Source organism: Bradyrhizobium sp. 149, assembly GCF_023073915.1.
GTDB lineage: Bacteria > Pseudomonadota > Alphaproteobacteria > Rhizobiales > Xanthobacteraceae > Bradyrhizobium.
Map to the genome: position 1 here is coordinate 188337 of NZ_JADPKK010000009.1, position 13780 is coordinate 202116.

The following is a 13780-nucleotide window of genomic DNA, read 5'->3' on the forward strand; positions in this document are numbered from 1 at the left end:
GAACTATTGAACATCGATGCTATTTCACTATGATGGTCGACCATGAGCCGCACGCCTCCCCACCCCAGCCGCGAGCAGATCGAGCTGCCGACGGTTCTGGATTGCCTGAGCGATCCGATCAGATTGGCGATCGTGTACCAACTCGCCCAGCAGGAACGTGTCAGTAGCGAACTATGCTGCGGCGACTTCAACGCGCTCAGCGGCAAGTCGAATCTCGCCTATCACTTCGCCAAGCTACGCGAATGCGGCCTGATGCAGACCCGCGTGGCGGGCACCAACCGCTTCATGCGGCTGCGCCGCGAAGATCTGGACGCGCGCTTTCCTGGCCTGCTCGATGCAGTCATTACCTCCGCAGCGAAGGACGCCGATCGGCTTCAGCTCTTGCCCGAATGTGAAGTGGTCGACGCGAATTGAGACTGACGAGCTAGGGAGAGATCCCGTCCGCTTTCGCTCCGCTCCAGCTCCGCCGGACACGCTTCGTCCCTGCGGATCTTGTGTGGCTGCGCCACGCGTAGCCCCGCGAGGGGCGAAGCGTGGAGACCCGGCCTGGATTTGAACCAGGATAAAGAGCGATGCACCGCTCTCGCGTAGACACTTCCGCCACCGGGCCGCGGCGATCATTGCCGATCGGAGTGCGACAAGCCACATTAGGCAGACGTTATGCTTAACGAACTCGACAAGCTTAGCGAACCAACGGCGGCCGCGCGATGAAGGTCATGCGCCAGCGATTGTGGCCGATGTTGCGGTGAGCACGTTGGACGGCGAAGCCGGCTGCCTTGAGCTTGGCGGTGATCTCCTCCTCACGGTAGCGCTGCAGCCCGATGCGCGTGCGCAGATGACGGTAATCCGACAGCGCAGTACTGATCAGCCCGATCAGTGCGTCTTTCAAAAAGCCGTGACGCAGGGCAAAGCTGAGCAGCGCCGTGACGTCCCTGAACATGCCGACATTGGGCTGGAGGATGTCGCCGAGCGCCAGCTTGCCGGAGGGTTTCAGGATACGGCGGAAGTTGAGGAGCGCGGCATCGAGCTCGTCCGGCGTCATGTATTGCGCGACCGAGTTCATCACGACGAGATCGATCGACTGCTCCTGCATCTTGCGGACGTCATCGAGCGAGCGGACGCGGATTTTCGTGTTCGGAGCAAACCGCGCGATCAACCGGCCGCGAACGCCGGGCGCAGGCTCGGCGAGGATCAGCTTGCCGCAGGCAGCCGCGACCTGGCTCGCCGACAGCGCCTCGCCGCAGGCATAGTCGAGCACGGTCGCCTCGGGCGAGGAGATGTAGCCGATGATGTCCCGCGCGATGATCTGAAAGTGCAAGTCGCGATGCAGCTTGCTGACATAGATCGTGTGCGTCGAGTCGTAATAATCGATCCAATCGTCCATGGGTAATCCGAGGGCCCGGACGGTTCCGCGACAGGAACCGGCACGTCTCGCCTGCGTTAGGGCTGCGGCGGCGCGCCGTCAATGTCTGCGTCCTAACAGGAAGGTTTCCCGTGAGCAAAGCCCCTACCAAGGTCTCGCCCGACCTCGACACCCCCACTGATCTGTCGTCCCAGGCGGTCAACAAGGTTTCGGAGGCACTCAACGTGCTTCTGGCTGATGCGTTCGCGCTGTACCTGAAGACCAAGAATTTCCATTGGCACATCAGCGGCCGGCATTTCCGCGACTATCATCTGCTGCTCGATGAGCAGTCCGACCAGATCTTCGCCACCACCGACCAGCTCGCCGAACGTGTCCGCAAGATCGGCGGTACCACGCTGAAGTCGATCGGCCAGGTCGCCAAGCTGCAGACCATCAAGGACAACAACGACGACTACGTCCCGCCGCGCGAGATGTTGCGCGAGCTGATGCAGGACAACAAGCATGTCGCCGCGGCCATGCGCAAGGCGCACGAGGTCTGTGACGACGCCAACGATATCGCCAGTGCCAGCATCCTCGAGAACTTCATCGACGAGACCGAGCGCCGCACCTGGTTCCTGTTCGAAGCCACAAGACAGGAAGGCGGCAACGAAGCGTAGGGGCACGCTGACGTAGAGTGGGCCAAGGCGCGCTCTTCGCGCGCCGTGCCCACCATTTGCCTGTCGTCAGCGGATCATTGGTGGGCACGCTTCGCTTTGCCCGCCCTACGGCACGTCGTTATGACTACCGCCACAATCGCATCAACGCCCCATCCTTGCCCGTCACGGGATCGGCCGGTGGCAGCGCGACGCTTGGAATCGTCTTCAGTGCCTTCGCGTGGTTCTCCGCCGTTGCCCGGGTGATCTCCATCTTCGCACCCGGCGGATAGGCGCCGATGACGCAGAAATCCTCGCTCGCCTTGATGCATTGATGCCCGGTGCCGGCAGGGAGAATCGCGACGTCGCCGGCCTTGATCTCCAGCTCCTGGCCGTGGTCGCCGCCGAAGCGGACCCGCGCACTCCCGCGCGCAACGCCGAGCACCTCATGCACTGTCGCGTGATAGTGCAGATAGTCGAAGACGCCATTGCGCCACGTCCCGCCCCAGCCGTTCGCTTCGAACCGGTTTTCAATGGTCTCTTCCGGGTGATCGCGGTCGAGCCTGATCGCACCCTGGTAGACCAGGAAGGGGAGGATGTTGTTCGGCACGAGCCCATCATCCTCGAAGACGATGGCGAGCGGCTCGGGATTGTCGCGGACGACGGACATGGCACGGGCTCCTGCGTGAACGTAGCAGGAGTTAACAAGGGGCGTGAGGCGGCGTTCCTCGTTCCGCTGTCATTCCGGGTTCGCGCTGCGCGCGCCCCGGAACGACAAAGCCCGGGAGAAGGCCCGGGCTCGATGTCGTGACAGCAGTTGCAGGAGAGCTCGCTTTACGCGCTCTTCTTCTGCCGCATCAGGTCCGCAAAACGCTGGAAGAGATAGTGCGAGTCGCGCGGACCCGGTGAGGCCTCGGGGTGGTATTGCACGGAGAACACCGGCTTGCCCTCGAGCTGGATGCCGCAATTGGAGCCGTCGAACAGCGAGACGTGGGTCTGCGTCGCGCCCGCCGGCAGGGTGCTCTCGTCCACGGCAAAGCCGTGGTTCATCGAGGTGATCTCGACCTTGCCAGTGGTCTCGTCTTTCACGGGGTGGTTGGCGCCGTGATGGCCCTGGTGCATCTTCTTCGTCTTGGCGCCAACGGCGAGGCCAAGCATCTGATGGCCGAGACAAATGCCGAACGTCGGGGTGCCCGATTTGATCACGTCCTGAATCACAGGCACGGCATATTTGCCGGTCGCGGCCGGATCGCCGGGACCGTTCGACAGGAACACGCCGTCCGGCTTCATCGCCAGGATGTCCTCGGATGACGTCGTTGCCGGCACCACGGTCACCTTGCAGCCGACGCCGGCGAGCAGGCGCAAGATGTTGCGCTTGATGCCGTAGTCGATGGCCACCACGTTGAACTCAGGCTGATCCTGGCGGCCAAAGCCCTTGTCCCAGAGCCAGGGCGTCTCGTCCCAGGTGAAGCGCTGGCCCGAGGTGACCATCGGCACCAGGTCCATGCCTTCGAGTCCGGGCCATTCGCGCGCTTCTTCCTTCAGGCCGTGCAGGTCGAACTCGCCATCCCTGGCGTGCGCGATCACGGCGTTGGGCATGCCCTTGCTGCGGATCAGCGCGGTCAGCGCGCGGGTGTCGATGCCGGAGAGGCCGATGATGCCGCGTGCCTTCAGCCATTGGTCGAGATGCTTGGCGGCGCGGTAGTTCGAGGGATCGGTGATCGCGGTGCGCAGGATCACGCCGCGCGCGCCGGGCGTCGCGGCCATGTTCACCGTCTCGATGTCGTCGTCGTTGGTGCCGACATTGCCGATATGCGGGAACGTGAAGGTGATGAGCTGGCCGGCATAGGAGGGATCGGTGAGGATCTCCTCATAGCCGGTCATCGCGGTGTTGAAGCAGACCTCGCCGACGGCTTGGCCTTCGGCGCCGAGGCCAAAGCCTTCGAGCACCGTGCCGTCGGCAAGCACCAACAGCGCGGTCGGTTTGTGGTCCGGCCAGGCAGGATCGTTGTCATGTTGTGTCATGAGCCCGGTTCATAGTCTTCGCAGACGCCGCCGTCAAAGCGGAGATGCGCCGATTCACATGCGTTTTTGCATATTTGACAGGTCTGCTTGGGCCCCTAAGCTCCGCGGCATAATTTCCGGCAAGTTCCGGGGCTTGGGAGGCAATAATGGACCAGACGACCCCGCTTGTGCTGGTTCCGGGACTTGCGTCCTCCGCCCGGATCTATGCGCCGGTCATCCCGGCGCTGTGGCGGTTCGGCCCCGTGATGGTCGCCAACCATATTCGCGACGACAGCATGGCAGCGATCGCCCGGCGGGTGCTGAGCGAGGCGCCGCCGCGCTTCGCGCTCGCCGGCCATTCCATGGGCGGTTACATCGCGCTCGAGATCATGCGCCAGGCGCCCGAGCGGGTGGCCAAGCTCGCGCTGGTCAACACCCAGGCGCGGCCCGACACGGAGGAGGCGACCGCGCGCCGCCGCGGTCTGATGGAGCGGGCCAGGCGCGGCGAGCTGCGTGCCGCGCGCGACGAAATGTTTCCCGAACTGGTGCATCCCTCGCGTCGCGACGATTCCGGCATTCGCCAGCTCGTCCATGAGCAGGGCGAGGATGTCGGCGTCGAAGGCTATCTGCGCCAGCAGGCCGCGATCATCGCGCGGGCAGATTCACGGCCGACGCTTGCGACCATCAAATGCCCGACGCTGGTGCTGACGGGCGACCAGGACAACACCATCCCCAACGCATTCTCGAAGGAGATGGCGGAGGGCATTGCCGGCGCGAAGCTCGTGGTCCTGGCGAATTGCGGACATCTGCCGCAGCCGGAGCAGCCCGAGGCAACGGTGCGGGCGCTGGTCGAATGGCTGGAAACCCCGGTTGTTTCAGGGCCGCGAACGGCCTAGATCAGGCGTCGGATATTTGAGGGGAGCACGATCATGCTGCGCGACGACATCAACAATGCGGTCAAGGAGGCCATGAAGGCCAAGAACGAGCGCAAGCTGTCCACGCTGCGCATGGTCAACTCGACGATCAAGAACGCCGACATCGAGGCACGCGGCAGCGGCAAGCCGCCGCTCTCGGACGCGGACCTGCTCGGCGTGTTTCAGAAGATGATCAAGCAGCGCCAGGAATCGGTCGAGCTTTACGAGAAGGGCGGCCGTGCCGAGCTCGCCGCGCAGGAGCGCGAGGAGATCGCGGTGATCTCGGCCTATCTGCCGAAGCAGATGTCGGACGACGACGTCAAGCAGGCGATCTCGGACGCGATCGACGAGACCGGCGCCGCCGGCATGAAGGACATGGGCAAGGTGATCGCCGTGTTGAAGACGAAGTACGCCGGCCAGATGGATTTCGGCAAGGCCAGCGGTCTGGTGAAGGCCGCGCTGACGGGCTGAGCCGTCATTCCGGGCCGCGCGTAAGCACAATCCCGGACTGACGGGAGAAACTCGGGAGGCAACTGATGACCGGCGCCGTCAAGCCGTTTCGCATCGCCATCAGCGAGGACATCCTCGCCGATCTCAAATCGCGCCTTGCCCGCACGCGCTGGCCGGAGGCGGAGCTGGTCGACGACTGGAGCCAGGGTGCACCGCTGACATGGATTCAGGAGATCTGCAGCTATTGGGCTGATGGCTACGACTGGCGCGCGCGCGAGGCCAAGCTCAATCGCTTCGAGCAGTTCACCACCGAGATCGACGGACTCGACATCCACTTCCAGCATGTGCGCTCGAAGGAGCCGTCGGCGCTGCCGTTGATCATCACCCATGGCTGGCCCGGCTCGATCGTCGAATTCCAGAAGGTGATCGCGCCGCTGGTCGATCCCGCCGCGCATGGCGGCAATCCTGCCGATGCCTTCCACGTTGTGTGTCCGTCGCTGCCGGGCTTTGGGTTCTCCGGCAAGCCGAAGACCACCGGCTGGGGCGTCGATCGCATCGCCGCGACCTGGGCGAAGCTGATGGACCGGCTCGGTTACATCAGGTATGGCGCGCAGGGCGGCGACTGGGGCTCGGCGGTGACGACTTCGCTCGGCATGCAGGACGGCGAGCATTGCGCCGGTATCCACATCACCCTCGCCTTCAACGCAGCGCCTAAAGTCGAGGGCGAACCGACGCCGGAAGAGAAGCGCGCGCTCGCCGGCCTCAAGCATTACGTCGACCTCGACTCCGGCTATTCGAAGCAGCAGTCGACGCGGCCGCAGACACTCGGCTACGGCCTGACGGATTCGCCGAGCGGGCAGGCGGCCTGGATCCTGGAAAAATTCTGGGCCTGGACCGATTGCAACGGCCATCCCGAAAACATCTTCACCAAGGACGAGCTGCTCGACAACGTCATGCTCTACTGGACGACTGAGACGGCGACCTCTTCGGCGCGGCTCTATTGGGAAAGTTTCGGCAAGCGTCGGACGACACCGGTCGTGAAGGTGCCGACGGGCGTCGCTGTCTTCCCCAAGGAGATCATCACGCCGGTGCGGCGCTGGATGGAGCCGAACCTCCACAACATCACGCATTGGAGCGAGATGGAGAAGGGCGGCCATTTCGCCGCATTCGAGCAGCCGGAGCTGTATGTCGGTGACGTCAGGAAGTTCTTCCGGACGGTGCGCCGTTAAGGGGCGGGACGCCTCCGCATCGTCATGCCCGGGCTTGTCCCGGGCATCCACGTCCTTAAAGTGACCGCCAGGCAACAAGAACGTGGATGGCCGGGACAAGCCCGGCCACGACGACGCTGCCGGGAAACGACCATGCTCACCGAAGCCAAGACCTACGACGAACTCTACCGCAATTTCCGCTGGGACATCCCGGCGCGCTTCAACATGGCGGAAGCCTGCTGCGATCGCCACGCCGACGGCACCGGCCGGCCCGCGCTGGTCTATGTCGACGAGAACGGCGCCATCACGCGCACATCCTTCGACGAGGTTGCGGAGATGTCGTGCCGCTTCGCCAATGTGCTGAAGGCGGATGGACTTGCTCGCGGCGACCGCGTTGCGGTGTTCCTGTCGCAGTCGCTGGAGCTGCCGATCGCGCACATGGCGGCGTTCCGTTCGGCGATGATCTCCATTCCGCTGTTCGCGCTGTTCGGCGAGGACGCGCTGGAATTCCGCCTGTCGAACTCGGAGGCCAGGGCGATCGTCACCGACGAGGGCGGCTGGGAGAAGCTTTCGAAGATTCGCGACCGCCTGCCGGAGCTGAAGAATGTCTATATCGTTGGCGAACGAACGCCGGCGGGCACGACATCGTTCTGGGATTCGGTCAACGCTGCATCGCCCGACTTCGCGCTGGTGGACACGTCTGCGGACGATCCCGCGCTGATCATCTACACCTCGGGCACGACAGGCAATCCGAAGGGCGCGCTGCATGCGCATCGCGTCGTGCTCGGTCATCTCCCCAATGTCGAGATGTGCCACAACTTTCTGCCGCGCCCCGGCGATCTCATGTGGACGCCGGCGGACTGGGCCTGGATCGGCGGCCTCGTCAACGGCCTGTTCGCGTTCTGGTATCACGGCATTCCCCTGGTCGGCCACCGCGCGCGAAAATTCGAGCCGCAGGCGGCGATGCAGATGATGGCCGATCTCGGCATCCGCAACGTCTTCCTGCCGCCGACCGCGCTGAAGCTGATGCGGCAGGCCGGCGTGACGCATTCCGGCGTCAAGCTGCGCAGCATCTTTACCGGCGGTGAGTCCCTTGGCGGCGAGCTGCTCGGCTGGGTGCGTGAGACTTTCGGCATCGACGCGCATGAGGTGTTCGGCCAGACCGAGTGCAATCTCGTGATCGGCAGCAACGCCAATCTGTTTCCGATCCGCCCGGGCGCGATGGGCAAGGCAACGCCGGGTTTCGACGTTCGCATCGTCAATGATAGAGGCGAGGAGCAACCGCGGGGACAACGCGGCATCATCGGCGTGCGCCAGCCCTGCCCGTGCACGATGCTCGAATACTGGCGCAATCCGGATGCCACGGCGAAGAAATATGCCGGCGAGTTTCTGCTCACCGGCGATCTCGGCGTGCAGGATGAGGACGGTTACTTCTGGTATGTCAGCCGCGAGGACGACGTCATCACCACCGCCGGCTATCGCGTCGGCCCGTCCGAAATCGAGCACACGCTGATGAAGCATCCGGCGGTGGCGATGGCGGCGGTGGTCGGCATCCCCGATCCGATCCGCACCGAATCGATCAAGGCCTGGATCGTGCTGCGCGCGGGCTTTGCCGCAAGCGACGCACTCGCGCGCGAGATCCAGGAGTTCGTCAAGGTGCAGCTTGCCGCCCATGAATACCCACGGTTCGTGGAGTTCGCGGAGACACTGCCCATGACCGCCACCGGAAAGGTGCTGCGGCGCGAGTTGCGGGCGAGGGGTTAGCTTCTAACAATGGCAAAGACGTCTCAAGCCGCGGGGCTTCACCGCGCCTCACTTGCGAAGCTGGACGATCTCGATGCGGCGCTGGAGCTCATGTATTACGGCTGGCGCGGGATGACACTGGAGGCCGACGCGTATTTGGCGAAGCAGGGTCTATCGCGCCCGCACCATCGTATCCTCTACGTGGTGGCGCGCCGGCCGGATATCGCGATAGGCTCGCTGATCGATATCCTCGGCATTTCCAAGCAGGCCCTGAACCGGCCGCTCAATTTGTTGCTGGAGCGCAAGCTCCTGACGTCGAAACGCTCGCCCGAGCAGCACCGCTCCAAGCTGCTGCGTCTGACGGCCGCGGGGCAGCGCATCGAGCAACGTGCATCGCACCGCGAGCGCAAGGTGCTGCGCGAGGCGTTCGATCGCGTCGGAGCGCCTGGTGCGGCCGGGTGGATGGGCGTCATGGAGGCGATCGCCGACAGCAACTGACGAATCCTGAAGTCAACATAGTTGACATGAGGAGCGGGCTTTGCCACTTTCCTGACAACGAGTTCGGGGAGGGCTCCGCCATGCGCGGACAGAAAATGAATCGCGCAGCCGCCGAACGCTTTGTCGCTTCATGGTGCGCGAGCTGGTGCAGGGTCGATATCGACGCGGTGGTCGCGCATTTTGCCGAGGACGCAGAGATGCGCAGCCCTCTTGCTCTCACGCTGACGGGTTCTCCCGTCGTCACCGGTGCCGCGAACATCCGCGCCTACTGGCGGAAAGCCTATGGTCACGTCGAAAGCGCCGACCTGAAGATCCTGAGCTGGAGCTGGGACGACACCATCGCGCGACTGACCGTGTGGTGGCTCCTGGGCGACACGCGCGCCAGCGAGTTCATGGATTTCGACGATGTCGGGCGCGTGGTGCGCAGCGAAGCCTTTTACGGAAAATAGCCATTTACGGAAAATCGCCATTTACGGAATCGCCATGCGTCTTTCGGATATCGTCCTGCTCCTCAACGCGCTCTGGTTCGGCGGCGCCTTCATCCAGTTCAGCGTTGCCCAGCGCAACACGCTGAAGATTCTCGTGCCGCGCGAAGAGCGCGCCAATCCGATCGCGCCGACACTGTCGGCCAGCGTGGCATTCCTCGGCGGCATCAATCTGCCGATCGGCCTGCTGTCGCTCTATCTTCTGGCCGCCCGCCCGGTTTTCTTCCAGCCGGTCGAAGCACAGCTGGTGCTGTTCCTGTTCTTTGCCGGCTGCCACTTCAGCCAGTTCGCCTACAACCTTCCGATCCTGCTGCGCGGAGGACGCCTCGGAGTAGCTTACTGGCCCGTGTTGAAGGGCCCGATGCTGAGGATCTTCGTCATCGATGCGGCCCTATTCGCGGCCAATCTTGGTGCGGCGCTTCTCCTCGCGTCGCGCTCCTGACTATCGCGACGACAGGGCGGACCGCAGCATCGCGGCGAGGTCTCGCCGCCGGAAAGGCTTGGTCAGGATGTGGGCGTCACCGACGCCGTCGGGCGTCTTGACCGGATTTTGGCTGTAGCCGGAGGTGAAGAGTACCTTGAGCCCCGGCCGCAGCTGGGTTGCTTGCCTGGCAAGCTCCGGCCCGAACATGCCGCCGGGCATCACAACGTCGGTGAACAGCAGGTCGATGTCACCGGACTGGCGCAACAGGTCGAGCGCTGCCGGGCCGCTCGCCGCTGTGATGACGCGGTAGCCGAGCGTCTTCAGCTCGTTTTCGACATAGGTCCGAACCATGCCGTCGTCCTCGACGACGAGAATGGTCTCGCGTCCTTCGCGCGTGACGTTCGCTTCGGCGGGTGACGGATGCTCAGTCGGCGGCGTTGCCAGGCGGGGAAAGAACAGTCTGACGACGCTGCCTTGTCCCGGCTCGGACTGCATCTGCACCAGTCCGCCGGACTGTCGCACAAACCCGTAGACCATGCTCAGGCCGAGCCCGGTCCCCTTGCCGACCTCTTTGGTGGTGAAGAATGGCTCGAAGGCCCGGCCCGCCACCTCGGCCGTCATGCCGCTGCCGGTGTCGGTCACGGCCACCATGACATAGTCGCCTGGTCGCGGTTCGCCGTTGACGTCAAAGTCGGACTCACCGAGCGATACGTTGCGCGCCTCGATGGTCAGCCGCCCGCCCGATGGCATGACGTCGCGCGCATTGAGCACGAGATTGAGCAGCGCAGTTGTCAGCTCGCCGGGATCGACGCTGGTCAACCCCAAGTCCGGTGCGAGCGCGAAGGTGCATTCGATGTGCTCGCCCAGGGGGCGGCGCAACAGGTGCTCCATCTCCTTAATCTTCTCGCCGACATCGATGTCTCGCGGCCTCAGGGGCTGCTTGCGCGCGAAGGCGAGCAGGCTCCGCGTCAGATCGGAGCCGCGCTCGGCGGCTGTCGCGATGTCGCCGGCGATCCGATGCAACTCCTTGTTCCCCGCCAGCCTGTCGGCAAGATGCTCCGAGTTGCCGAGAATGACGGTCAACAGATTGTTGAAATCGTGCGCCACGCCGCCGGTGAGCTGGCCCATGGCTTCCATCTTTTGCGATTGGCTGAGCTTCTGGTTGAGGTCCGCGATCGCGGCGCGTTGCTGCTCAAGCGACTCGGCGGTGCCGTTGAGCAGGGTCATCAATCCGCCCAGCTCGCCGCCCGGATGAGGAGGGGGAATTCGGGCGCTGAGATCGCCGAGCCCGAGCCTCTTCGCCATGCTGGCGAGCCGCCCGACCTGGCGCCCGACGCTCACGGTCGCGAGGATCCATACGCCGGCCAGCAGCAGCAGCGAGGCCACGGCCAGGATCGCCATGTCCTCGTAAAGCCGGCGGTTCGCCGCCGCGACCAGTCCGTCCTTGGACCGTCCGACCAGGATGTAGAGGCCGGCATCACGGGTCGCAGGCGAGCGCGCGACGGCCCAGACCTGTGTGCGGCGTTCGCGATCGGTCACTTCCTGAAACGCCTTTTGATCGGGAGCTGTCGCGAAGCGGAACAGGTCGGATCCCGCAATCGACGCGCCCACGGGCTCGGTCCAGCCGCCTCCCGAGGGGGCGACGAGAACGGTGCCCTTGGCGTCGATGAGCAGGATCTCCTTCTCGGCGAGCAGCCGCTTATGGTGGTACTCGGCGAATTGAGGCAGGTTGAACGAAGCGAGCAGCACCAGTTTCAGCGCGCCGGTCTCCGTACGCACCGGATACGCGATCTGGAGCACCGATAGTCCGGTCAGCCGGCCGAATACCGGCTCAACCACCACCCTGCGCGAGACCAGGGCCTGCTTGAAATAGGCGCGATCCCTCAGATCGAGGGTGCGGTTGGTCCGGAGCGAGTCGCAGAACAGACTGCCGTCCGGATCGATGGTCAGGATTCCCGTGAACTGGGGATATTCCTCGCGCACATCGGACAGAAACGCCGAGCAGGCCGCCTTGTCGCGCGTGTCGAGGTCGCGCGCACGGGCGAGACCATAATGGAGCTGCGCGGTGCCCTGAATCTTCTCGCCCAGATCGCTTCCAATGTCGTCGGCCGAGGCCGCCAGATTGGCCAGCGCGGCGTTGATTTCGCTGGTCCGGTTCTGCATGAAACGCAGACCGACGAGGCTCGCCGGCACCAGCATGGCCGCGATGACGAGTATCAGTAGTCGGGTACGCAAGCTCATCGGTCGGACGGTCCATGCTGGTCATCGCGCGTGCTCGTTCAAACACCCAATTTGCGGCACCAGCCTCGGCTCAGTCCATAGGCACCGGGCCGAAAAAGTCATCGACGGGGAAAGATTTCTAGCTGCGTGGCCCGCGGATGAGCTCCCCGACGGGAGCGCCGCCGCCGGCGCCGTGGTTTTCCCGGGTCTGCGCCGGACCGCGAGGTCGATTTCGTCACGGCAATGGTGACGAGCGTGCGCGCGGTCGTGGCCAGCCCGCTGCCGATGGTGGCTGGGCAGCGGAGATCGTGATGGTCCTGATCGTCTCGGCGCTGCCGTATTTTCTGGGGCTGGTGGTGACGCTGCCGGTGCTCGGACACACGACCTGGCATCTTTATCGGCGGATCGTGGTGCCGGTGGCGTGACAGGGAGCCGGACGCGATCGCAGCGAGCTATTCGCCCGTTGCCAGCCGGCGCGCGCCGGATGAGGTCAGTTCGAGTTCGCCGAGGCGCCTGATCGCATAGCCCAGATTGGTCAGGCGCTCGCCGTGCGCCTGCGGAATTTCGCCTTGCGCCTTGCCCTTGCCAATCTCGGCCAACGAGACAAATTCATTGGTGCTGAGGGCCGCGCTGCTGTCTGTCATCAGGCGACCTCGTCGGTCCATACCTTGAAATTGAGCAGGGTATTCGGACCGAAGGTCTGGGTGATCGGGACGTCCGCGGCATCGCGTCCTTGTGCGATCAGCACGCGGCCGATCCGCGGCGTGTTGTTGCGCGGATCGAACATGTGCCAGCTTCCACCGAGATAGGCCTCGAACCAGCCGGCGAAATCTCCCGCGGCCCAGGGCTTCGGCGTGCCGATGTCGCTGAGATAACCGGTGCAGTAACGCGCCGGGATGTTCATGCAGCGGCAGAACGCGATGGCAAGATGAGCATAGTCGCGGCACACACCCTTGCCTTCGTCGTAGGCTTCCCGCGCCGTCTTGGTTGCGCGCGCGTGCTCATAGCCGAAAGCGATATGACGATGAACGAAATCGCAGATCGCCTGCACCCGCGCCCAGCCCGGCGGCGTGTGCTCGAACAATTTCCATGCGATATCCGACAGGCGATCGGTCTCGCAGTAGCGACTGCCGAGCAGATAGACGAGCGTGTCGGTTGGCAGCGCTTCGACGGCGTGCTGAGGCGCGTTCGGGAACACCGGGTCCGGCAGGCCGCTGTCGCTCACAACGCCATCGCCGGCAAGGCGAAAGGCGCCGGCCGGCGCCACGATGCGGCTGCACCAATTGCCGAAGAGGTCGCGATAGGGAGTGATCGGCACCGAAGGTCTGGTGGTCAGCAGGTCGGGCACGAGGACATCGGAGGCGCGCGTGAAGTGCGTGCCCAACACCATGATCATGGGCGTGGGCTGCGGGAATTCGTACAGCATCTCAAACCCGACGCGGAGCTTCATACGATTTTCCCTTTGGCTAAGCTCCCAACATGGCTACGAAGCGGTCGATCACAAGGCTTCGATGGCTTATTCGATCGCGAGCGGCATTTGGCGCTCAGAAAAGCGCAGCGCGGGCGAGAAAACGATAGCTAATTGCCGCGATTGCGCGCACGGTGCCGCAATGTCGAAAAGACCTGTCGTCTCTGCGCCTACGCAGCGCCACGACTGTCCGCGCGCGACGTGAAGCGCCTCATCCCCCTCGCACCGGCGGAGCCGACTCGTCGCGACGTCCTAACAGCGGTCGTTGCGCATAGTGCCCGTTCCAGCGGGTGAGTTGGACGCGGCAGGCTCAATCCGCGGACGCCTGAAGGTTCCACCGCGATTCGATCATGAGATCGAACGCCAACTGA

The 13780-nt window shown here is 64.2% G+C and carries 14 protein-coding genes and 2 pseudogenes; 10 read left to right on the forward strand and 6 right to left on the reverse strand.

From position 1 onward, the window contains the following. The first annotated feature begins 42 nt into the window (after positions 1–42). Positions 43–414 (forward strand): helix-turn-helix transcriptional regulator, encoded by a 372-nt coding sequence (locus tag IVA88_RS03440; protein WP_247495886.1) that lies wholly within the window; start codon positions 43–45, stop codon positions 412–414. Positions 415–682: 268 nt separating this feature from the next. On the opposite strand, the gene IVA88_RS03445 is transcribed toward IVA88_RS03440, so the two are convergent. Next, positions 683–1384 carry a class I SAM-dependent methyltransferase gene (locus IVA88_RS03445; protein WP_247495887.1) on the reverse strand — a complete coding sequence of 234 codons (702 nt, stop codon included), beginning with the start codon at positions 1382–1384 and terminating at the stop codon, positions 683–685. Between the two features lie 110 nt (positions 1385–1494). On the opposite strand from IVA88_RS03445, the gene IVA88_RS03450 reads away from it, so the two are divergent. Continuing rightward, positions 1495–2019: a DNA starvation/stationary phase protection protein gene (locus tag IVA88_RS03450; RefSeq protein WP_247495888.1), complete on the forward strand. Its 525-nt coding sequence runs from the start codon at positions 1495–1497 to the stop codon at positions 2017–2019. Positions 2020–2143: 124 nt separating this feature from the next. On the opposite strand, the gene IVA88_RS03455 is transcribed toward IVA88_RS03450, so the two are convergent. After that, positions 2144–2665, reverse strand: a complete 522-nt coding sequence (locus tag IVA88_RS03455; RefSeq protein WP_247495889.1) for a cupin domain-containing protein — start codon at positions 2663–2665, stop codon at positions 2144–2146. A 164-nt stretch (positions 2666–2829) separates the two neighbouring features. Continuing rightward, positions 2830–4020 (reverse strand): glutamine-hydrolyzing carbamoyl-phosphate synthase small subunit, encoded by a 1191-nt coding sequence (carA, locus tag IVA88_RS03460; RefSeq protein WP_247495890.1) that lies wholly within the window; start codon positions 4018–4020, stop codon positions 2830–2832. A gap of 128 nt (positions 4021–4148) precedes the next feature. Between carA and IVA88_RS03465 the strand changes: the two are divergent. From IVA88_RS03465 to IVA88_RS03495, 7 genes and pseudogenes are all read left to right on the forward strand, one after another. Then, a pseudogene (locus IVA88_RS03465) lies at positions 4149–4895 on the forward strand (alpha/beta hydrolase); the annotation flags it as partial. Between the two features lie 33 nt (positions 4896–4928). Then, positions 4929–5384, forward strand: coding sequence for a GatB/YqeY domain-containing protein (locus IVA88_RS03470; RefSeq protein ID WP_247495892.1), 456 nt, complete (start codon positions 4929–4931; stop codon positions 5382–5384). Positions 5385–5449: 65 nt separating this feature from the next. Next, positions 5450–6592, forward strand: coding sequence for an epoxide hydrolase family protein (locus IVA88_RS03475; RefSeq protein ID WP_247495893.1), 1143 nt, complete (start codon positions 5450–5452; stop codon positions 6590–6592). Positions 6593–6724: 132 nt separating this feature from the next. Beyond that, complete coding sequence (locus IVA88_RS03480) at positions 6725–8335, forward strand: acyl-CoA synthetase (RefSeq protein WP_247495894.1); 1611 nt, start codon at positions 6725–6727, stop codon at positions 8333–8335. A gap of 9 nt (positions 8336–8344) precedes the next feature. Continuing rightward, positions 8345–8812 (forward strand): MarR family transcriptional regulator, encoded by a 468-nt coding sequence (locus tag IVA88_RS03485; RefSeq protein ID WP_247495895.1) that lies wholly within the window; start codon positions 8345–8347, stop codon positions 8810–8812. Between the two features lie 80 nt (positions 8813–8892). Further along, positions 8893–9261 carry a nuclear transport factor 2 family protein gene (locus IVA88_RS03490; protein ID WP_247495896.1) on the forward strand — a complete coding sequence of 123 codons (369 nt, stop codon included), beginning with the start codon at positions 8893–8895 and terminating at the stop codon, positions 9259–9261. Between the two features lie 34 nt (positions 9262–9295). Next, positions 9296–9739, forward strand: coding sequence for a hypothetical protein (locus IVA88_RS03495; RefSeq protein ID WP_247495897.1), 444 nt, complete (start codon positions 9296–9298; stop codon positions 9737–9739). Here the strand turns inward: IVA88_RS03495 and IVA88_RS03500 are convergent, their stop codons facing one another. After that, the gene (locus tag IVA88_RS03500; RefSeq protein WP_247495898.1) at positions 9740–11962 is read right to left on the reverse strand and encodes an ATP-binding protein; all 2223 of its coding nucleotides are present in this window, start codon (positions 11960–11962) and stop codon (positions 9740–9742) included. Between the two features lie 195 nt (positions 11963–12157). On the opposite strand from IVA88_RS03500, the pseudogene IVA88_RS03505 reads away from it, so the two are divergent. Further along, positions 12158–12366, forward strand: a pseudogene (locus tag IVA88_RS03505) (hypothetical protein); the annotation flags it as partial. Positions 12367–12393: 27 nt separating this feature from the next. Here IVA88_RS03505 and IVA88_RS03510 read toward each other — a convergent pair. Both IVA88_RS03510 and IVA88_RS03515 read right to left on the reverse strand, forming a co-directional pair. Continuing rightward, on the reverse strand, positions 12394–12585 hold the full coding sequence (locus IVA88_RS03510; RefSeq protein ID WP_247495899.1) for a hypothetical protein: 192 nt from the start codon (positions 12583–12585) through the stop codon (positions 12394–12396). After that, positions 12585–13391, reverse strand: coding sequence for a transglutaminase family protein (locus tag IVA88_RS03515; RefSeq protein WP_247495900.1), 807 nt, complete (start codon positions 13389–13391; stop codon positions 12585–12587). The genes IVA88_RS03510 and IVA88_RS03515 overlap by 1 nt, the downstream gene beginning before the upstream one ends. Between the last annotated feature and the right edge of the window lie 389 nt (positions 13392–13780).

Bases quoted from the DNA above. Each gene is read 5' to 3' on its own strand.
- IVA88_RS03440 (WP_247495886.1), top strand. From the start codon at position 43: ATGAGCCGCACGCCTCCCCACCCCAGCCGCGAGCAGATCGAGCTGCCG.
- IVA88_RS03445 (WP_247495887.1), bottom strand. From the start codon at position 1,384: ATGGACGATTGGATCGATTATTACGACTCGACGCACACGATCTATGTC.
- IVA88_RS03455 (WP_247495889.1), bottom strand. From the start codon at position 2,665: ATGTCCGTCGTCCGCGACAATCCCGAGCCGCTCGCCATCGTCTTCGAG.
- carA (WP_247495890.1), bottom strand. From the start codon at position 4,020: ATGACACAACATGACAACGATCCTGCCTGGCCGGACCACAAACCGACC.
- IVA88_RS03470 (WP_247495892.1), top strand. From the start codon at position 4,929: ATGCTGCGCGACGACATCAACAATGCGGTCAAGGAGGCCATGAAGGCC.
- IVA88_RS03475 (WP_247495893.1), top strand. From the start codon at position 5,450: ATGACCGGCGCCGTCAAGCCGTTTCGCATCGCCATCAGCGAGGACATC.
- IVA88_RS03480 (WP_247495894.1), top strand. From the start codon at position 6,725: ATGCTCACCGAAGCCAAGACCTACGACGAACTCTACCGCAATTTCCGC.
- IVA88_RS03485 (WP_247495895.1), top strand. From the start codon at position 8,345: ATGGCAAAGACGTCTCAAGCCGCGGGGCTTCACCGCGCCTCACTTGCG.
- IVA88_RS03490 (WP_247495896.1), top strand. From the start codon at position 8,893: ATGCGCGGACAGAAAATGAATCGCGCAGCCGCCGAACGCTTTGTCGCT.
- IVA88_RS03495 (WP_247495897.1), top strand. From the start codon at position 9,296: ATGCGTCTTTCGGATATCGTCCTGCTCCTCAACGCGCTCTGGTTCGGC.
- IVA88_RS03500 (WP_247495898.1), bottom strand. From the start codon at position 11,962: ATGAGCTTGCGTACCCGACTACTGATACTCGTCATCGCGGCCATGCTG.
- IVA88_RS03510 (WP_247495899.1), bottom strand. From the start codon at position 12,585: ATGACAGACAGCAGCGCGGCCCTCAGCACCAATGAATTTGTCTCGTTG.
- IVA88_RS03515 (WP_247495900.1), bottom strand. From the start codon at position 13,391: ATGAAGCTCCGCGTCGGGTTTGAGATGCTGTACGAATTCCCGCAGCCC.